Source organism: Blastocatellia bacterium (assembly GCA_035275065.1).
Classification (GTDB): domain Bacteria; phylum Acidobacteriota; class Blastocatellia; order UBA7656; family UBA7656; genus DATENM01.
The window spans coordinates 80,470-100,338 of the sequence record DATENM010000064.1 but is presented as its reverse complement, the minus strand read 5'-3'; the positions used below and the strand labels follow the sequence as shown (position 1 = coordinate 100,338).

11 protein-coding genes are annotated in these 19,869 nt (G+C 62.4%); 9 read left to right on the top strand and 2 right to left on the bottom strand.

All coding sequences use genetic code 11. The annotated features are described in order from the left end of the window. Positions 1-97 precede the first annotated feature (97 nt). The 7 genes from VJ464_15205 to VJ464_15175 all read left to right on the top strand — a co-directional run bounded on the left by VJ464_15205 (position 98) and on the right by VJ464_15175 (position 10,075). Positions 98-892, top strand: coding sequence for an SDR family oxidoreductase (locus VJ464_15205; protein ID HKQ06481.1), 795 nt, complete (start codon positions 98-100; stop codon positions 890-892). A gap of 76 nt (positions 893-968) precedes the next feature. Further along, on the top strand, positions 969-1,970 hold the full coding sequence (locus VJ464_15200; protein ID HKQ06480.1) for a substrate-binding domain-containing protein: 1,002 nt from the start codon (positions 969-971) through the stop codon (positions 1,968-1,970). Between the two features lie 8 nt (positions 1,971-1,978). Continuing rightward, positions 1,979-3,481: a sugar ABC transporter ATP-binding protein gene (locus VJ464_15195; protein HKQ06479.1), complete on the top strand. Its 1,503-nt coding sequence runs from the start codon at positions 1,979-1,981 to the stop codon at positions 3,479-3,481. 72 nt (positions 3,482-3,553) lie between these two features. Beyond that, positions 3,554-4,555 (top strand): ABC transporter permease, encoded by a 1,002-nt coding sequence (locus tag VJ464_15190; GenBank protein ID HKQ06478.1) that lies wholly within the window; start codon positions 3,554-3,556, stop codon positions 4,553-4,555. Between the two features lie 10 nt (positions 4,556-4,565). Beyond that, positions 4,566-7,433, top strand: a complete 2,868-nt coding sequence (locus tag VJ464_15185) for a DUF1549 and DUF1553 domain-containing protein (protein HKQ06477.1) — start codon at positions 4,566-4,568, stop codon at positions 7,431-7,433. 5 nt (positions 7,434-7,438) lie between these two features. Further along, on the top strand, positions 7,439-8,887 hold the full coding sequence (locus VJ464_15180) for a DUF1501 domain-containing protein (protein ID HKQ06476.1): 1,449 nt from the start codon (positions 7,439-7,441) through the stop codon (positions 8,885-8,887). A 201-nt stretch (positions 8,888-9,088) separates the two neighbouring features. Continuing rightward, a complete protein-coding gene (locus VJ464_15175; GenBank protein HKQ06475.1) occupies positions 9,089-10,075 on the top strand; it encodes a hypothetical protein in 987 nt (328 codons plus the stop codon). Between the two features lie 25 nt (positions 10,076-10,100). On the opposite strand, the gene VJ464_15170 is transcribed toward VJ464_15175, so the two are convergent. Together VJ464_15170 and VJ464_15165 are read right to left on the bottom strand one after the other, a co-directional pair. Further along, positions 10,101-12,626, bottom strand: coding sequence for a DUF3656 domain-containing protein (locus VJ464_15170; GenBank protein HKQ06474.1), 2,526 nt, complete (start codon positions 12,624-12,626; stop codon positions 10,101-10,103). A 120-nt stretch (positions 12,627-12,746) separates the two neighbouring features. Further along, entirely contained in the window at positions 12,747-15,887 is a 3,141-nt protein-coding gene (locus tag VJ464_15165) for a glycoside hydrolase family 2 TIM barrel-domain containing protein (GenBank protein HKQ06473.1), read from the bottom strand. A gap of 278 nt (positions 15,888-16,165) precedes the next feature. Between VJ464_15165 and VJ464_15160 the strand changes: the two genes are divergently transcribed. Continuing rightward, entirely contained in the window at positions 16,166-18,370 is a 2,205-nt protein-coding gene (locus VJ464_15160) for a serine hydrolase (protein ID HKQ06472.1), read from the top strand. A 231-nt stretch (positions 18,371-18,601) separates the two neighbouring features. After that, complete coding sequence (locus tag VJ464_15155) at positions 18,602-19,819, top strand: ROK family transcriptional regulator (protein HKQ06471.1); 1,218 nt, start codon at positions 18,602-18,604, stop codon at positions 19,817-19,819. The last annotated feature ends 50 nt before the right edge of the window (positions 19,820-19,869 follow it).

Genomic DNA, 19,869 nt, shown 5'->3' with positions numbered 1-19,869 from the left:
CCATAGCGCATAAATTCTCGCGAGGGGCTTGCCTCCAAGTTGCGCTGTGCTACTCAATTCGAGTACCCTCATTGCACTTCGACCTGGGAGATAACCGATGAGTCAAGACACACAGGCATTCAGCGTTGGGGAGCTGTTTTCTATCAAAGGCAAAGTTGCGCTGGTCACCGGCGGCTCGCGCGGCATCGGCTTGATGATCGCCCGTGGCTACGTGGAAGCCGGCGCCAAAGTTTATATCTCGTCGCGCAAGAAAGAAGTGTGTGACGCGGTGGCGGCGCAGCTTTCCGAAATCGGCGAATGCAGTTCATTGCCCGCCGATCTTTCAACCACCGAAGGCTGCAAGCATCTGGCCGACGAGCTGGCGGCGCGCGAATCATCGCTGCACATTCTGGTTAACAACGCCGGCGCGGCATGGGGCGCGGCGCTTGACGAGTATCCCGAAGAGGGCTGGGACAAGGTGATGGACACCAACGTCAAAGGCGTCTTCTTTCTCACACAGCATCTGCTGCCGCTGCTCGAACGGGCGGCGCGGCCCGGCGACCCTGCGCGCGTCATCAACATCGGCTCGATTGACGGCATCAAAGTGCCGTTCGTCGAAAACTACGCCTATGGTCCGAGCAAGGCGGCGGTGCATCACCTGACGCGGGTGCTGGCGGTCAAGCTGGGCGAGCGCGGCATCAGCGTCAACGCCATCGCTCCCGGCCCATTCCCAAGCCAGATGACCAGGTGGCTGCTCGAACAGCATCGCAAGGAATTCGAGGCGGCCTGCCCGCTCGGTCGCATCGGCGAGCCGGCCGACATGGCCGGCGCGGCCATCTATCTGGCGTCGCGCGCCGGCGCTTACGTCAATGGCGTCGTCATTCCCGTGGACGGCGGCATCTGCCTGAAATGAGCTTCGGGATTTCCATGTAGCGCAATCTAACAGATTGCGCTACTCCCGATTGCAATCCGCTGTGGTAAGGAAAGCTATGCTGAAAAAGATCGCCGTGGTATGGATCGCCCTGTTGGTGCTGGCTGGCGCGGGCTGCGGCCATTTCAAGTCACACAGAGCCGGTAAGAAGCTGACCATCGCCGTCATCCCCAAAGGCACGACCCATGAGTTCTGGAAGAGCATTCACGCCGGCGCCATCAAAGCGGCGCGCGAGCTATCGGGGCAGGGCACCGAAGTCGAAGTGATCTGGAAGGGACCGCTGCGCGAGGACGACCGCGAGCAGCAGATTCAAGTGGTCGAAGGCTTCATCTCGCAGGGCGTCAACGGGCTGGTGCTGGCGCCGCTCGATAGCCGCGCCCTGGTGCGGCCTGTCGAAGAAGCGCAACGCGCCGGCTTGCCGACGGTGATCATCGATTCGGGGTTACAGTCGAACAACATCGTCAGCTTTGTCGCCACTGATAACCGCAAGGGCGGGCGGCTGGCGGCCGACCGGCTGGGCGAATTGATGGGCGGCCGTGGCAAGGCGCTGCTGCTGCGTTATCAAGAAGGCTCGGCTAGCACCGAAGAGCGCGAGGCCGGCTTTCTCGAAGAGATGAAGGCCAAGTATCCCGGCATCACGCTAATCTCGTCGGATCAATATGCCGGCGCGACGCGCGACACCGCCAAGCGCGCTTCCGAGAATCTGCTCAACCGATTTGGCGACGAGCTGCAAGGCATCTTCACGCCGAACGAGTCGTCAACCGCGGGGATGCTGCTGGCGCTTCAGGACATCAATAAGGCGGGCAAGGTCATGTTCGTCGGCTTCGATTCGAGCGACGCCTTCGTCAATGCCATGAATGCCAAGCAACTGCACGGCATCGTCGTGCAAAACCCGTTTCATATGGGCTATCTCGGCGTCCGCACGATGGTCGAGCAGTTGCAAGGCAAGCCGGTCGAGAAGGTCGTTGACACGGGCGTCGAGATGATCACGCCCGAAAACCTGAACACGGCGCAATCACAGGCTCTGCTCAAGCCGCCGATCAACGATTATCTGAACTGACAGCAGCTATGCCTCTACTTGAGCTGCGCGACATCGCCAAGCGATTCGGGCCGACGGTGGCGCTCGACGGCGTCAGCCTGTCGCTCGATCAAGGCGAAGTGCTGGCATTGATCGGCGAGAACGGTGCCGGCAAGTCAACGCTGATGAATATTCTGTCGGGCGCTTTGCGCAAGGATGCCGGCGAGATGATGCTTGATGGGCAGACTTACGCGCCGGCCTCGCCGGTCGAAGCGCGGGCGCGCGGCATCGCCTTGATTCATCAAGAGCTGTCGTTGTGCCCGCACCTGTCGGTTGCTGAAAACATCTTGCTTGGCGCGGAGCGCGCACGCTTCGGCTGGTTCGATTGGCAAGGCGCGCGGCGGCAAGCGCTCGAAGTTCTCGAATCGTTTCATCACCCTGAGATTCGCCCTGATCGCCTGGCCGCCGAGCTTTCGCCGCCGGCTCGCCAGGTGGTCGAAATCTGCCGCGCCATGGCGGCCCGCGCCCGCATCATCTTGATGGACGAGCCGACCAGCAGCCTGCAACGTGAAGACGTCGAGCGGCTGTTCACGCTAATCAACCGCCTGAAAGCGTCGGGCACGGCGATCATCTACATCTCGCACTTTCTTGAAGAGGTGCGGCTGGTTGCCGACCGCTTCACGGTCTTGCGCGACGGGCGTAGTGTGGCGGCGGGCGAGATGGCCGGCGTCACCAACGACGCCTTGATCGCGCAGATGGTCGGGCGCACGATTGAGCAATTGTTCGCCGAGCGCCATCACCACAAGGCCGGCGAAGTGATTCTCGAAGCCCGCGACCTGAGCGCGCCGCCCGGATTAAAGTCCGCGAGCTTCGAGCTGCGACGCGGTGAAATCTTTGGCATCGCCGGCTTGATGGGATCGGGCCGCAGCGAGTTGGTGCGCGCCCTCTACGGCCTGGATGCGCTCGGCTCAGGCACGTTGGCAATCAAGCAGCAACCCGTAGCCTTGCGCAGCGCGGCGACGGCGCGCTTGCGTCGCGGCCTCGGTTATTTGAGCGAAGACCGCAAGGGTGAAGGGCTGGCGCTGGCCCTGTCGGTCGCCGACAACACGACGATGACGCGCATGCGGGCGTGCGCCCGCCGGTGGGGATGGCTTGACCTGTCGCGCCAGAAGCAACAGGTCGCCGGCTTGATCGCTCAGCTCAAGATCAAAGCGCGAGCGCCGCAGCAGCCGGCGCGCACGCTATCGGGCGGCAATCAGCAGAAGGTCGCCGTCGCTCGCCTCCTGCATCAAGACGCCGAGGTGTTGTTGCTGGACGAGCCGACGCGCGGCATAGACATTGGCAGCAAGGCGCAAATCTATGAGAACATCGCGCGGCTGGCCGACGCCGGCAAAGCGATATTAATGGTCAGCTCTTATCTGCCCGAGCTATTCGGCCTCGCGGATCGGCTGGCGGTGATGAGTCGCGGCAGGCTCTCGGCGGCGCGCCCGATTGATGAATGGACGCCGGAATCGGTCATGAAAATCGCCATCGGCGAAGCTGGCGATAGTTAGTGGCAGGTCTGTAGCGCAAGCTGTTAGCTTGCGCGAGGCAATGCGCAAGCTAACAGCTTGCGCTACATCGATATGACTGCGGAAGCGAAACAGACAACGACGGCGCAAGCCACGGGCTGGTGGCGGCGATGGTTCGCGCGCCTCGGCCCTTTCGTCGGCCTCGCGGTAGTGATCCTCATCTTCGTGGTTTTGATGGATGCGCCGGAACGCTTTCTCTCGCCCTTCAACCTGCGCATTGTGCTGGCGCAGACGGTGATTGTCGCCATCGGCGCTATCGGGATGACGATGCTGATTATCAGCGGCGGCATTGACCTGTCGGTCGGCTCAGTGATCGCGCTCACGGGCGTCGTGACCGCCATCAACCTGAGCGCGGGCCGCGCGCCGCTGCTTGCGGTCGTTGCCGGCGTGGCTGTGGGCGGGTTGATCGGCATTGTCAACGGGCTGGCCATCACGCGATTGAAAGTCGTGCCGTTCATCGCGACGCTCGGCATGCTCGGCATTGCGCGCGGCATGGCGAAATGGCTGGCGGGCCAGCAGACGGTCAACGTGCCCGATACCTGGGTGAATGGCTTGCTGGTAACCTTTCCCGATCCGCCCTGGCTGTTGCTTGCGCCCGGCATTTGGCTGACGGTTGCCCTGGCAGTTGTGGCGGCGGTTGTCTTGCGCAATACAATCTTCGGGCGGCGAGTCTTTGCCATCGGCTCGAACGAAGCGGCGGCGCGCGCCTGCGGCATCGCGACCGATAAGCTGAAAGTCTGGATATACGGGCTCGCCGGCTTGTTATTCGGGCTGGCCGGGGTGATGCAGATGTCGCGCCTGCGTCAAGGCGATCCGACTGTCGCCGCCGGCACCGAGCTGGATGTGATCGCGGCGGTCGTCATCGGCGGCGGCAGCCTGAGCGGCGGCGAAGGCAGCATTCTCGGCTCGATGGTCGGCGCGCTGGTCATGGCTTTCCTGCGCAACGGCTGTCAGCAGATGGGCTGGGCCAATTACGTGCAAGAGATCATCATCGGCATTATCATTGTTATCGCCGTCGCGCTCGACCGCTGGCGATTGTCGCGCGCCGTTGCATAAGAGGGTAGATATGATGCCGAAAGCGAGTCTCCGATCACCCATCAACTATCGCGGGCGGTTGCTGAAATCGCTGGTTTGCGTCGCGCTGCTGGCGAGCGCCGGCGTGGCGGCGCTCTCGCAACCCGGCGGGCGCGACCCGCAAGCGAAGGACGAAGCAAGGCAGCCAGTGGCCACGCCCGCCGGCCGGCACTGGGCTTACATCAAACCCGCTCGCCCGCCGCTCCCTTCTGTCAAAAATACGGCGTGGCCGCGCAATGCCATTGATTACTTCGTTCTGGCGCGGCTCGAACGCGAAGGCTTGCAGCCTGCGCCGGAAGCCACAAAAGAGAGCTTGATTCGCCGCGCCTACCTCGATCTGACGGGGCTGCCGCCTTCGGTCGAAGAGGTCGAAGCGTTCGTCGCCGACCGAAGCCCTGACGCTTATGACAAAGTGATTGACCGGCTGCTGGCGTCGCCACATTATGGCGAGCGATGGGCGCGACCGTGGCTCGATCTGGCGCGCTATGCAGACACCAACGGCTATGAGAAAGACCAGCGGCGCACGATGTGGAAGTATCGCGATTGGGTGATCGATGCGCTGAACCGCGACATGCCGTTCGACCGCTTCACCGTCGAGCAATTGGCCGGTGACATGCTGCCTGACGCCACAGAGGCGCAGCGCATCGCCACCGGATTTCACCGCAACACGCTGCTGAATCAGGAAGGCGGCATTGATCCGGAAGAGGCCCGCTGGGAGACATTGATTGACCGCGTCAACACGACCGCGACCGTCTGGCTCGGCAGCACGCTCGGCTGCGCGCAGTGTCACAATCACAAGTATGACCCGTTCACGCAGAAGGACTATTACCGCTTCCTCGCCTTCTTTGATAACAGCGAATATCAGGTGCAGGGCAGCGGCTCGGAGCGCTCGGTGAAAGAGCCTGCGCTGTTGCTGCCGACCGCCGAGCAAGCGGCGCGGCGCGAGCAGTTATTGAAAGAGATTGCGGCGCTCGAAGCGAAGTTGAAAACGCCGACGCCCGAAAGCGAACGCGAGCAGGCGGACTGGGAGCGCGCCATCGTCAGCGCCGCCGCTGACTGGAAGCCGCTTGAATTGGTCAATGCGTCGTCATCAGCGGGCGCGCAACTCCACGAGCTTGCCGATCATTCGCTGCTCGCGACGGGCGGCAATCCGGGTAGCGAAACTTACACGATCTCCGGCAAGCTCGACCTCACAGGCGTCACCGCCATCCGGCTCGAAGCGCTGCCCGATGCCAGCCTGCCGCGCGGCGGGCCGGGCCGCGACCCTTATGGCATCTTTGCGCTGCACGGCATCGAAGTCGAAGTTTATCCGGCGGCGAATCCCGAGGCCCGGCAACGCGCCCTGATCAGCGAAGCGTTCGCCGATGATGGCGACGTGCGCGGCCTGCTCAAGAGCCCGGCGAGCGGCTGGACGATTGATCAGACGAATGACGAGACACGGCTGCCGCGCCAGGCCGTCTTCGTCTTTAAATCGCCGCTTGCGGTAGCCGAAGACACGCGAATCGAGATTCGCCTGCGTCAGGATAATCAGGTGAATCGCCAGTCGCTCGGCCACTTGCGCCTGTCGGTGACGGCGGCCAGGCCGCCGGAGACGATCACGCGGATCGGCGCGCGGCTGCGCCCGCTATTGCGCATACCGGCAGAGCAGCGGAAAGCCGAGCAACAAGCAGCGCTGCGCGACTATTTCGTCGGCATCGCGCCATCTTTGAAGACGACGCGCCAGCAGTTGAACGAGGCGCAGGCGGCGCTCGGCGCTTTGAAGATTGCGAGCGCCGAAGTGATGCGCGAGCGCGCCTCGTTCGAGCGCCCGGCCACTGATTTTCATGTTCGCGGCGGCTATCTCAACAAAGGTGAGCGCGTCTATGCCGATGTGCCGGCCTTCCTGCCGCCGCTTGCGCCCGACCAGATGCCGAACCGCCTGGGACTGGCGCGCTGGCTCGTAAGCGAAGCCAACCCGCTGGCAGCGCGTGTTGCGGTCAATCGCTTCTGGGAAGTGTTCTTCGGGCGCGGCCTGGTCGAAACCAGCGAAGATTTCGGCAAGCAAGGGCAGTCGCCGACCCACCCGGAGCTGCTCGACTGGCTGGCGCTGCGCTTTATGCACGGCGGCTGGGGCGAGCGTTGGAGCATGAAGTCGCTGCACCGGCTGATTGTAACTTCGGCCACCTATCGGCAATCGTCGCGCGTGCCGCCCGAGTTGCTTGAGCGCGACCCGTACAACAAGCTGCTGGCGCGCGGCCCGCGCTTTCGCATGGAAGCCGAGATGGTGCGCGACGTGATGCTCGCGGCGTCCGGCTTATTGAGCCGCAAGGTCGGCGGGCCGAGCGTCTTCCCGGTTCAGCCCGAAGGCATCTGGAACATTCCTTACAATGCCGACCGCTGGCAAACGAGCGGCGGCGAAGATCGCTACCGTCGCGGCCTCTACACCTTCATCCGCCGCACCTCGCCTTACCCGATGCTGACGGCGTTCGATGCGCCGAGCCGCGAGCAATGCACGGTACGCCGCCCGCGCACCAACACGCCATTGCAGGCACTGACGACGCTCAACGATGAAGCCTTCGTCGAGATGGCGCGGGCGCTGGCAAAGCGAATGAACACGGAGGCGGCAGGCGATCCGGCGGCGCGGCTGGCTTACGGCTTTCGCCTCTGCACGTCGCGCCGCCCGGCGACGCGTGAAGTCGAGCGGCTCGTCGCGCTTTACGAAAAGCAACTGGCGCGTTTCACCGCCGACGCGCAGGCGGCGCGGGCGCTGCTCAAAGACGACGCGACAAAACTCGATGATCGGCACGCTGCCGAGATGGCGACGCTGACGGTCGTCGCGAATGTTTTATTGAACCTCGACGAGACGTTGACGAAAGAGTGATGCAGATGACAGAAAGCGAGCAGCTCAAGACCATTACGCGCCGGCATTTTTTCAAGCAGGCGGGATTCGGCATCGGCACGATGGCGCTGGCCTCGTTGATGAACGACGGCCTGTTTGCCGCGCCGGCTGGCCGCGGCGATGATCCTTTCGCGCCGCGCCCGCCACATTTCCCGGCGAAGGCCAGGCGCGTCATCTACCTGTTTATGGCCGGCGCGCCGTCACAACTCGACCTCTTTGACCACAAGCCGAAGCTCGCCGAGTTGAGCGGCGAAAAGATTCCCGAATCGTTCATCAAGGGCGAGCGTTTCGCCTTCATCAAAGGCGCGCCGCGCCTGCTCGGCTCGCCCTACACGTTCAAGCAGCGCGGCCAGTCGGGTATTGAGCTCTCTGACCTGCTGCCGCACCTTACAGGGGTTGCCGACGAGCTGGCGGTCATTCGCTCGCTGCATACGACGCAGTTCAACCACGCGCCGGCGCAGATCTTCATGAACAGCGGCCATCAGATCGTCGGGCGTCCGAGCATGGGCGCGTGGTTGACGTATGGGCTCGGCAGCGAGAGCCGCGACCTGCCCGGCTTCGTCGTGCTGCTGTCGGGCGTCAGCAACCCCGACGGCGGCAAGAGCTGTTGGGGCAGCGGCTTTCTGCCGACTTACTATCAGGGCGTCGAGTTCCGCCGTCAGGGCGAGCCTGTGCTGTCGGTCTCGAACCCCGCGGGAATGGATGCGGGCGCGCGACGCGAGTCGCTCGACGCGCTGAAGGATTTGAATCAATACCACCTCGACGACGTGCGCGACCCGGAGATTGCCACGCGCATCGCCGCCTACGAGATGGCTTACCGCATGCAGTCGAGCGTGCCTGAGCTGACAGACATCAGCAAAGAGCCGGCGGCCATTCACGCCCTCTACGGCACAGAGCCGGGCAAGGCATCGTTTGCGAATAACTGTCTGCTGGCGCGGCGGCTGATCGAGCGCGGCGTGCGCTTCGTGCAGCTATACCATCGCGGTTGGGATCATCACGGCACAGGGCAGGGCGACGACCTGCTGACTTCGCTGCCGCGCCTTTGTCGCGAGACAGACCGCGCCGCCGCCGCCTTGATTACCGACTTGAAGCAGCGCGGTTTGCTGGAAGACACCCTGATCGTCTGGGGCGGCGAGTTCGGGCGCACGCCGATGAACGAAGAGCGCGCCGGGTCGAAGTTCCTGGGCCGCGATCACCACCCGCGCGCCTTCTCGGCCTGGCTTGCCGGCGCCGGCGTCAAGCGCGGCGCGACCGTCGGGCAGACTGACGAGTTCGGCTATAACATCGTCGAAGACCCTGTGGATGTACACGACTTGCACGCCACGGTGCTGCACCTGATGGGGATCGATCATACAAAACTGACTTATTCGTTTCAGGGGCGCGAATTCCGTCTGACCGATGTGAGCGGCAACGTCGTTCGCAAAGCTCTAGCTTAGAGCGGTATGCAATCGGGAGTAGCGCAATCTGATAGATTGCGCCGTGACTAGCGCAATCTATCAGATTGCGCTACACGGCAAACCGATTCGGAAACCGCTCTGGCGTGAATCTATTTCGGAGGATAACTGATGGCGTCATCTTTGTTGAATCAACCTCAGCGTGTATCGCGCCGTTCATTTCTTTCCGGCGTCGGCGCAACAATGGCAGCGGCCAGCGTGGCGCGGACGTTCCCCGCGATCATCACGACCAAAACAGCGAGTGACGCCCCGGTTATTCTCGGCAGCGGCGCGCACCGCTACGAGTGGGTGAAGGATTGGGCGAAGCTGCCCGAGGGCGTTCGCTTCGGCAACACCCACGGCGCGGTAGTGATCGATTCGCAGCGGCGCGTGCTGATGAACACCGACAGCGACAACGCCGTGATGATCTTTGACTCGGATGGCCGCTTCATCAAAGGCTGGGGCAAAGAGTGGCGCAACGGCACGCATGGCATGGCGCTGAACCGCGAAGGCAAGACGGAGTACCTCTACCTGACGCACTTCAATCGCCACGAGTTTGCCAAGTGCACGCCCGACGGCGAAGTCGTCTGGGTGAAAGGCTACCCGCAGGAATCGGGCGTTTATCAGAAGGCCGACGAGTTCAAGCCGACCGGCATCGCCTTTGCGCCTGGCGGTGATTTCTATGTGACCGACGGCTATGGCAAGTCTTACGTGCACCAATACAACGCCAGGGGCGAATACATTCGCTCGTGGGGCGGCGAAGGCAACGGCGTCGGGCAGTTGAAACAGCCGCACGGCATCTGGGTAGACACGCGCTACCCACGGACGCGCGTGCTGGTTGCTGACCGCGCCAATCACCGTTTGCAATTCTTTACGCCCGATGGCAAGCCCGATGGGATGGTGACGGAAGACCTGCGCCTGCCGAGCAACTTTCATCAGCGCGGCATGGATATAGTCGTCGCCGATCTACAGGGGCGCGTGACGATTCTCGGCAGGGATAACAAAGTGATTACGCATCTTGGAGACAACGAAGACCCGAAGCTGCGCGGCCAGAATCCTGTGCCGGCCGAGCAATGGAAAGACGGCCAGTTCATCTCGCCGCATTGCCCGCGCTGGGATGCGGAAGGCAATCTCTATGTCGCCGAATGGCTGTCGAGCGGGCGCATCACCAAGCTCAAGCGCCTCAAGTAAACAGAGCGGCCATTCAATCAGTGACCTATTGCAACAACGGCAAGGCGCGATAGTTCGAGGCGATGAAGAGGCTGCCTTCAGTCGTCCCTTGCGGTGCCAGCCGGCGCAATCGCTCGTACAATTCATTGCTCGATGAATCGCCCGCCAGTCGTTGCTGAAAGGCTTCTGTAACGCTGGTCACTTGCGCTGCCGTCTCGTGAACAAATTCGAGGCGGAAGTGGCGAATGCCCGCCCGCAGCCATTGATCGAGATGACGGCTGGCCTCCTGCGCCTCCGCGCCAAAGACCGTATTGCGACAGCCGACATCGGCGGTCACCGGATGCGCCCGGCCATTCACATCGCGCAATGCAACCCGGTGTTTCTCGCATGGCTGGCCGCAGTCCTTATAGCTCGTGCCTTCAGAAAGAAAACGACAGAAGACGCAATGCTCGGTGTAAAACACCGGCAGATGATGATAAGCCACCGCTTCGATGCGCTGTGGGCCGACCTGTCGCGCCAGCTCGGCAATCTGCGCCGCATTCAAGTCATGTGTCGGCGTCAGCCGCGCGAGTCCCATCCGCAAGAACAGATCAGCCGACAGGCCGTTTGCGGCGTTCAAACTGAAATCGCCGATCAGCGGCTGTTGGGTTTGCTCCTGCAAGGCGGTGAGCAAACCGGCAGGGCGCACGACGATGGCGCAATCGAGCTTGAGCAGAAAATCGATGATGCGCGCTTCACCCGGCTTCAGCACGCGCGGACCGGCGACACGCGCGGTCAACCCGGCGGCCTGCACACGCTCGACCGCCGGGCGCAAGCCATAGAGGTCGAGATAATCGAGCGTAATGCTCGCGGGCCGCAGCCCCATCGCCGCATCGAGCTGATCGGGCGTGCGCACGAGCAGGTGCAACTGCGGCTCTCCAGTTTCGGCAGACCCCGGCTCTTGAATCGCATTTGCCAGGGCCGCATCAAGCGTGGCGATGGGATCGTTGATGGTCATGGATGGCGACTGGCTCTGCCGCTCAACCAACATCTCGACGGCGCGGCGGCGCAAATCATTGAGCAGCGAGCTAGGGGCGAACGGGCGGCCTTGCAGATCGGCTTGCAGATCAACCAGCTTGTACGGCGTGTTGCCGAGCCGCCCAAGTTGCTCGCGCAGCGATTCAACCGTGAGCGCGCGATTCTGCGCCGCCGATAGCGGCTCGTCCGATTCGACACGCGTAGTGACGCCGGGCCGCTCGGCGAGAACAAATTCGACCGCGAGCGGCTCGCCTTCGTGGGCGATGACGCGCACCCGCACCGGCTGACGATGTACCGGCGCGGCGGCTTGCGTAAATGGGCGGGCTGCTTTGTCGAGATCGGGATCATCCGTGCGCCACAGGAGATCGCCCTGGCGGATGCGCGCAAAGTTGATCGCGCCTTTGCCGAACTCAAGCTGCCACTGACCGCTCGGCGTCCGCGTCAAGCTGTAAAGGCGGCCGCCTTCTTCGCGTTCTTCGGGACTGCGCCAACTGGCGGCGTCAAAGACCAGGCCGTCGCCAGCCTTGAGCGGCGCGGCCTGGCTCGCCGGCTCTGCCGTGATGATAACGCCGTCGTTCAAGACCCGCGTCACGCGGCCCATCAGCACGCCGCGATGGCGCGGTGAGCGCCCGCTGACCACCGTTTGATGATTCGTCCCCGTGATGAAGTAAGGTCCCAGACCGCGCGAGTAGACCTGCTCAAGCTGCAACTCTTCCTTCTGACTGATGCTCAATGGCAGCTCGGCCCATGCCTCATCAACTGCCCGACGATAAGCCTGTGTGGTCAGGGCTACATAATCCGCATCTTTGTAGCGGCCTTCGATCTTCAAAGCCGAAACGCCCAGGCGGACAATCTCCGGCATCTGGCGTAGCGCGTAAAGGTCGCCGGGCGAGAGCAAGTAACGCGCATCGGCTAGCGGGCGCAGCTGGTCATCAACCAGCATCTCGTAGGGCAGGCGGCAGGCTTGCGCGCATTGGCCACGGTTGGCGCTGCGCCCGCCCCAGGCTTCTGACGAGAAGCACTGGCCGGAATACGAAACGCACAGCGCGCCGTGAACGAACATTTCTAATTCGCACGCCGTCGCGGCGCGGATGGCGCGAATCTCTTCAAGCGCCAGCTCGCGCGCCAACACAATACGCCGAATGCCCAACTGTTCGGCCAGCCGCACGCCTTCGGCGCTGGTGATGCTCATCTGCGTGCTGCCGTGGACTTCGAGGTCGGGCGCGATTTGCTGCGCCAGCCGGGCGATGCCAACGTCTTGCACAATGATGGCGTCGGCGTCGGCTTCGGCAATTGCCGCGAGCGTCTGCGCCGCGTCTCGCAATTCGTGATTGAAGACCAGCGTGTTAAAGGTGACGTAGCCTTTGACGCCGCGCCGGTGCAAGGCGCGCATCACCTCAGCCAGCTCCGCGAGCGCGAAGCCGACCTTGGCGCGCGCCGAGAAGTGCTTGAGGCCGAAGTAAACGGCATCAGCCCCGGCTTCGATGGCCGCCTGCATCTGTGGCCAGTAACCGGCAGGGCTCATGACTTCGGGCTTGTGCGGGCGCATGCTCATAAAGGAATAGTCTAGCAAACTTGCCCCGACAAGCGGCAGGGAATTAAACACAGAGACACGGAGGCACAGAGGCACAGAGTCCTCTCCGTGCTTCCTCCGTGTCTCTGTGTCTCCGTGTTTTTATGGCACGACCGGCTCAATGCGGAAGCGATAGCGGTAGGGCCCGGCGGGCAAGCGATACTCAGGGTGCTGGAGCGCGCCCCAACTGTTGTCGCCGCCGACGCCCATCTGCCGGTCATCGAGATTCACGGTGATGTCTTCCGCCGCCACAATCTCGCTGGGGTGCTTGCGCCGCTCAAGCTCTTCCATGTGAAACGGCCAGGCGCTCACCGACAGCAGGGGCATGCCCGTAGCCTTCAACCCGAAGCCATTGCGATTGGTCAGTGTAATCCAGCGCACATCAGTGCGGTTGCCGCTTTCCTGCGGCTCGATGTAGGGAAAGAAGAGGTTTTCGACCTGTTCGGAATACTGCCCGACGGCGGCGGCGGTGTTGCGATCCCAGTAATTCTCCTGCGGCCCGCGCCCGAACCAGGTGACGGTGCGGAACTCGCCCGGCACGCGCATCTGCATGCCGAAGCGCGGCAGGTCGGGCAACTGGCCGCCGGGGGTGATCTCCTGCTCGATCTCGATTTCGCCGCTGCCATAAAAAGTGTAGACGTTGCGCACCGTCGAAGCGCCGGCAGGCAGCGTGGCGGCGGCGATAACTCTGACTACCTGCGGGCTGACCTGCTCGGCGGTGACCTCTTTGACTGTGCGGTTCGCGGCGGCGTCGCGCCAGATGCCCTGACGTTTAGGCATGTCATTGCCGCGGTCATTATCGGTCGGCGGTCGCCAGAAGTTCGGCGCCAGCGGCGCGGCGATCAGTTGCTTGCCCTTCACTTCGTATGATTCGAGCGCGCCGCTCTGCCTGCCGACGCGCGCTTTGAACTGCGTGCTGGCGACGGTGTACCCGTCTGCTGAATCGCTAATCCTCAACGGCGGCATCGCTAAAACGTCATGGGCTCGCGCCGGGATCGTTTGATAAGGCATCGCCAGTTGATCCCACGCGACGACATGACCTCTAGCCGCCCACGGCGCATCCGCCGCCAGCCGGAATGTCACTTTCAAAAAATACTCCGCGCCCGGGGCAGTCTTCACGGGTTTAATCGCAAGCTGAATCTCTTGCGACTGGCCGGCGGCGATATTGAGTGTGGGCAGGTTGCCGCGCTCGATCACCCTGCCGCTCTCTTCCAATTCCCACGCGCCGCGAATGTTCGACAGGTCATTAAACAGATACTTGTTGCGGACGCGCACGCGGCCCGCCGCCAGATCAACCGGCTCGGCCTTGATGTACTGGTAAACCTTCTTGACCTCCGCGAGCCCGGGGTGCGGCGTGCGGTCGGGCAAGACCAATCCGTTCGTGCAGAAGTTGTCGTCGTTCGGGAAATCGCCGAAGTCGCCACCATAGGCCCAGAACTCTTTGCCATTGGTGCCGCGCTTGCGGATGCCTTGATCCACCCAGTCCCAGATGAAGCCGCCGTGCATCCATCGATGCGACTCAATCACATCCCAGTACTCTTGAAAGTTGCCCGTGCTGTTGCCCATCGCGTGCGCGTACTCGACAAGGAACATCGGGCGACCACGCCCATGCTTCTCCCAGTAAGGCTGCATCTCTTTGGGCGGCGTGTACATCGGGCAGAGAAAATCACTGTGCCGGCTGTCGCCCGGCTCATAGCTGATGAGCAATTCAGGGTGCGCCGTCTTGACCCAGTTGCGCGCCGCTTCAAAGTTGCGACCGACGCCGGCTTCGTTACCGAGCGAGAAGATGAAGATCGAGGGGTGATTCTTGTCGCGCTCGATGGTGCGGCGCACGCGGTCAACGATGGCTTCGGTGTAATCTTCGCCGGTCGAGATGCGCTGCGCTTCGTTCGCGCCATAGCCGTGCGATTCGATATTCGCTTCGTCCAACACGTAAAGCCCGTAGCGGTCGCAGAGCGCATACCATTCCGCCACGTTCGGGTAGTGGCAGGTGCGCACGGCATTAATGTTGCTCTGCTTCATCAGCTTGATATCTTGAATCATGCGCTCGGCCGTGACGACTTGACCGAGGTCGGGGTCGAACTCGTGACGGTTGACGCCCTTAATGATTAGCGGGCGGCCGTTGAAGAGCAACTGACCGTCCTTGATCTCCGACGAGCGGAAGCCGATGGAGAAGGGAATGGACTCGATCACCTTGCCGCGATCATCTTTCAAAGTCAGCAGCAAGCGATAAAGGTTCGGCGTTTCCGCCGACCACTTCTTCGGGTTCTTGACCGCCTGCGCGATGTCTAGCGACGCTTCACCTTGCGCTGCGAGATTGGCTTTCGTCACCACCGGCGCGAAGACGCTGTTCTGTTTGTCGTCGAGCAAGCGGGTCTCGACCGACACCACGCGATTGTCGTTTGTGACATTCCTTACTTTCAGATTCAGGTTGAGCGTGGCGTCGCGATACGCCGGGTCGAGCGCCGTCTGCGCGTAGAAGTCGCGAAGGTAGAGCGGCGCGCGCGACACCAGCTCGACGTTGCGAAAGATGCCGCTCATGCGCCAGAAATCCTGATCTTCCAGATAGCTGCCATCGCACCAGCGGTAGACTTCGACGGCAAGCAGGTTCTCGCCGGCGTTCAAATATCGCGTGACGTTGAACTCGGCGGGCAGCCGCGAATCCTGGCTGTAGCCGACCAGCTTACCATTGACCCAGACATAAAACGCCGAGTTGACGCCATTGAAGATGAGGAAGACCTGGCGGCCCTGCCAGTCCGCAGGGACCGTGAAAGTGCGGCGGTACGAGCCTACGGGATTGCGCTCTTTGTAGGCGGTGTACCGCGTCGGCGGCTCGCTGGTCACGCGCGGCGCGTCGCGCTTGAAAGGGTAAGTGATGTTCGTGTAGATGGGCGTGCCGTAGCCTTCCATCTCCCAGTTCGACGGCACGCGAATCTCTTTCCACGAGCTGACATCGTAATCCACTTCATAAAAACGCGAGGGCCGCTCCGACGGCTGCTTGACCCAATGAAACTTCCACTGGCCGTTGAGCGATTGCACGAAGGGCGAGCCTCCGGCGTCGGCGGCAAGCGCCGCGCGCTCGCTCGGATAAGGCACGAGCGTCGCGTGCGGCAGCTCTTTGTTGATGCCAAAGACGCGCGGGTTTTCCCAATCAGGCGGCGGGTTGTCCGTCTGAGCAAACAGCGGTGACGAAGCGAGCGTGCAGGCGAGAAGGAAAAGAACGAAGAGAACGAATCGCGTCATGAATGGGCTCCCGATTTGATGTTCGCGCGAGCGGACGCTCGCCAGGGGTAGTTATTGCAATTCGATTGGTGAGTGTCAACCGGCAACAAGGAGAAGCGCCCGGCTGATTCGTGACGCTTCGCCTAACCCATCTTGCCTTTGCAGGGAGAGCGCCGTTATCCTCACCTACGAAAGAAGACCGCTGCTTTTAAGCGGCGGATGATTTCACATCGCGCGAAGCGCGATGATGCTCGCCAGTCGAATTGCCGAAACTGGCCCATGTCTCAGGAGGATTATCGATGATGAAATGCAAACCGCTGTCGCGCATCCTTGTCGCGTTGTTATTGGCGATCAGTAATCTCCCGCTCACGGCGACTGCCGCGTGGACACAGCCGGGGCAGCAGGAAGGCGCAAAGGCCGGCGGTGATTCGCCGAATCCTACGGACTTTGCGGCGCGCCTGGCCGCCATCGAAAAGGCGGTCGAAGAGAAGCGCCAGAGCGCGAATGTGCCCGGCCTGTCGCTCGCCATCATCAAAGATGACCGGGTAGTTTTCGTGAAGGGCTTCGGCCTGAAAGACGTCGAGCGCAACCAGCCGGTGACTCCCGATACGCTATTCGCCATCGGCTCAGCGACAAAAGCCTTCACGGCGATGGCCGCCGAGATGAGCGCCGATGACGGTAAGCTCGCGCTCGATGATTCGCCAAAAAAATACCTCACTTATTTCAAGCTCAAAGACCCTGAGGCTGACGCCAACGTGACGCTGCGCGATCTGCTCTGTCATCGCGTCGGGCTGATGCATCACAACGATGTCGCCTGGGGAGTCGGCACGCTCAACCGCGAAGAGGTCATCCGCGTCGCCGGGCAGGCGAAACCGGTCGCCAAGCTCAGAGAAAAATTTCAGTACAACAACATCATGTACAGCGCCGCCGGCGAAGCCGTCGCCAGTGCCAATCATTCGACCTGGGAAGCGGTCATCGCCAGCCGCATCCTCAAGCCGCTCGGCATGAGCAGCACCAACACGTCCGTTCAGGAGATGCAGGGCGCGGCGGATTTCTCGAAAGGGTATCGGCGCGACGGGATTGCGCGCCAGGTCAAACAAGTGCCGATGCGCGACCTCAAACAGATTGCCCCGGCGGGCGCGATCAACTCGAACGCCAGGGACATGGCGCAATGGGTCAGGCTGATGCTGGGCGGCGGCGCCTTCGAAGGCAAGCGCCTGGTATCGGAAAAAGGTTTCGCCGAACTGGTCGCGCCGCAGATGAAGATTGCCGACAAGGTGGCTTATGGCTTCGGCTGGGTGCTGATGGAATGGCAAGGCCATCCGACCGTGTGGCACAACGGCGGCATTGATGGCTTTCATTCGCTGGTCGAAATGATGCCGGGTGAGAAGCTCGGCTTCGTCTTGCTCTCTAACATCGATGACTCGCCTCTTGAAAGCGATTTCCGCCGGATCATCTGGTCGAATCTGGTCGGCAGCCCGCAAAAGCCGGTCGCAGCGACTGCGCCGGCTGCGCCAGTCGCCGCGACCTCTTCTAGCGCGACCCTCAAAGAGCTGATCGGCAAGTTCGAAGGGCCTGGCGGCACGCCAATCGAAATTGCCGAAAAGGATGGCCATCTCGTTCTCCTCGTCCCTGGCCAGCCAGCCTATCCGCTGACCGAGAAAGAAAAAGACGTGCTGGCGATTGCCGACCTCCCTGATACCCACCGCCTGCTGGTTAAGCGCGATGCCGCAGGCCACCCGGCGGCCATTGTCATCAAACAGCCGGAAGGCGAATTTGAATTCAAGCGCCCGGGCGAGAACGTCGCGCCCTTCGCCGCGCCCATATCGGTCGCCGAATTGATGAGCAAAGTGATTGAGGCAGCCGGCGGCGAAGCCAACCTCCGCCGGCACAGGTCGGTGGTTACGACCGCGACGCTCGACCTGGAACAACAGGGCGTCACCGGCGAAGCCGTCTTCACCTCGCGAGCGCCGAACTCGTGGGCTCAGCGCCTCACGCTTCAGGCATTGGGCAAGCAGATCGGCTGGGTCTATGAGTTCTTTGATGGGGCCAGCGGCGGCGAACACACCAGCTTCAGCCCGCCGGAAACCAAGACGCCGAAGCAAATCGAAGAGGCGCGAATTGAAGATGACTTCTACCGGTTGCTGAATTGGAAGACGCTCTACAAAGACGTGACCATCAAGCGCATGGATAAGGTCGGCGACGAAGAAGTTTACGTCGTCGTCAAGACGCCGGAGCAGGGCAGCCCGCTCACCGAGTATATTTCGACCAAAAGCTTTCTGGTGCTCCGGCGCAACAGGATTCGTTCAAGCGCCGCCGGCGAGCCGCAGCCGATTCGCGAGGTCTACAGCGATTTCCGCCTGGTGGATGGCTGCCGGCTGCCGTTCAAGACCGTCCAAAGCTTGCCCGACCAGGGAGACATCGTCATTCAGGTGAAGGAGATCAAATTCGATGTGGCGGTGCCGGATGCTGTCTTCCGCGCCCCCGCCGACGCTCGTCGCTGAGCGAAACAACCGCGAAGCCTTCCCGTCATCTAGGGCGGTCAGCGCCTGTTCAGGGCCGATGCGGGAGGCTTGCCCTGAACACATCAACTGCCCGCCCGCCCGCCCGCCTGCCGTCGCGTCGGCAGCCTCACCAGGGTCTCACAAAATGTGGTTGACAGCCCCCTGACGCCGCAGTACAATCGCGGCACTTAGTTTTTTCATTGTCTAAAGTAAGTTGACCGCGGGGGCTTCATGCGAAAGCTGGACTTCGACAGTCTGCATACGGCGAGCAAAGACCGGATGCGCGACATCAATGAAGCCATCGTCTTGAACCTCATCCGCGAGCACCAGCCCATCTCTCGCATTCAGATCACCCGCACGACCGGCCTGCGGATCAGCACCATCACGGTGATTACCCGGCGGCTGCTTGAGAAAGGCTTGATCGTCGAACAGGGCGTCGCGCCGTCGAACGGCGGGCGCAAGCCGCGGCTGCTCGGCCTGCGCCCTGAGAAGGTTTGCGTCATCGGCATCGATATCGGCGTGACGCGGACGACGATTGCGCTCGGCGACTTCAACGGCGAGATCATTCATCAGCAATTCATGGCGACGGGCCGCCGCCCGCTGCCATTCATCGAGAAGCTGATTGCGCGCGTCGAGCGGCTCATCGAGTCGCAGAAGGATCAGGTCGAGTTCGAAGGCGTCGGCATCAGCGCCACCGGCATCGTTGACTCGGCGGCGGGCCGCGTCGTCTTTTCGCCCAACCTCGGCTGGCGCGACGTTGACCTGCGCGCCCTATTCGAGAAGCGCCTGCGGCTGCCCATCACCGTAGACAACGACGCGCGCGCTTCGGCGCTCGCCGAAATCTGGCACGGGCGGGGCCGCGAAGCCGGCTTGATGCACCTGGTCTTCGTTACGGTCAACGAAGGCGTCGGTACAGGCATCGTCGTCAACGGCCAGCTGTTTCGCGGTTCGAGCGAAGGCGCCGGCGAGTTCGGCCACCTGTCGCTCAATCATCATGGGCCGGTCTGCAATTGCGGCAATCGCGGCTGCTGGGAGCTGTACGCCTCGGATCGCGCCACCATCAACCGCTTTGTCGATCTGCAACGCAAGGCCGGAGCCACGGACGGCAAGGGTGAAGACGCTTACACCATGCGCGATGTCGTGCGGCTGGCGAAAGGCGGCAACCGCTCGGCGCGCGCCAGCTTGCTTGCGAGCGCCAGGTATCTGGCGCTCGGCATGGCCAACATCATCAACAGCCTGAACCCCGAGATGGTCGTTGTCGGCGGTGATCTGGCCGGGGTCTGGCCGCTGCTGGAGCCGGTGATCCTCGACACCTTGAAGCCGAAAGTGTTCGGCAGGAATTTCGCGGCAGTGCGCGTCGTGCCTTCGGCGCTGGAGTTCAACGCCAGCCTGGTCGGCGCTTTCCTGCACGCGCTGTCGCCGCGGCTGTCGGTCGGCAAAGTCGCCTGAGGGCGCGCCGTCGGCGGCTAACGTTTTGGTGTGGTCTCATTGTCGTCTTT

Coding starts and splice junctions, on each gene's coding strand:
- VJ464_15205 (HKQ06481.1), top strand. CDS start 98: ATGAGTCAAGACACACAGGCATTCAGCGTTGGGGAGCTGTTTTCTATC.
- VJ464_15200 (HKQ06480.1), top strand. CDS start 969: ATGCTGAAAAAGATCGCCGTGGTATGGATCGCCCTGTTGGTGCTGGCT.
- VJ464_15195 (HKQ06479.1), top strand. CDS start 1,979: ATGCCTCTACTTGAGCTGCGCGACATCGCCAAGCGATTCGGGCCGACG.
- VJ464_15190 (HKQ06478.1), top strand. CDS start 3,554: ATGACTGCGGAAGCGAAACAGACAACGACGGCGCAAGCCACGGGCTGG.
- VJ464_15185 (HKQ06477.1), top strand. CDS start 4,566: ATGATGCCGAAAGCGAGTCTCCGATCACCCATCAACTATCGCGGGCGG.
- VJ464_15180 (HKQ06476.1), top strand. CDS start 7,439: ATGACAGAAAGCGAGCAGCTCAAGACCATTACGCGCCGGCATTTTTTC.
- VJ464_15175 (HKQ06475.1), top strand. CDS start 9,089: ATGGCAGCGGCCAGCGTGGCGCGGACGTTCCCCGCGATCATCACGACC.
- VJ464_15170 (HKQ06474.1), bottom strand. CDS start 12,626: ATGAGCATGCGCCCGCACAAGCCCGAAGTCATGAGCCCTGCCGGTTAC.
- VJ464_15165 (HKQ06473.1), bottom strand. CDS start 15,887: ATGACGCGATTCGTTCTCTTCGTTCTTTTCCTTCTCGCCTGCACGCTC.
- VJ464_15160 (HKQ06472.1), top strand. CDS start 16,166: ATGATGAAATGCAAACCGCTGTCGCGCATCCTTGTCGCGTTGTTATTG.
- VJ464_15155 (HKQ06471.1), top strand. CDS start 18,602: ATGCGAAAGCTGGACTTCGACAGTCTGCATACGGCGAGCAAAGACCGG.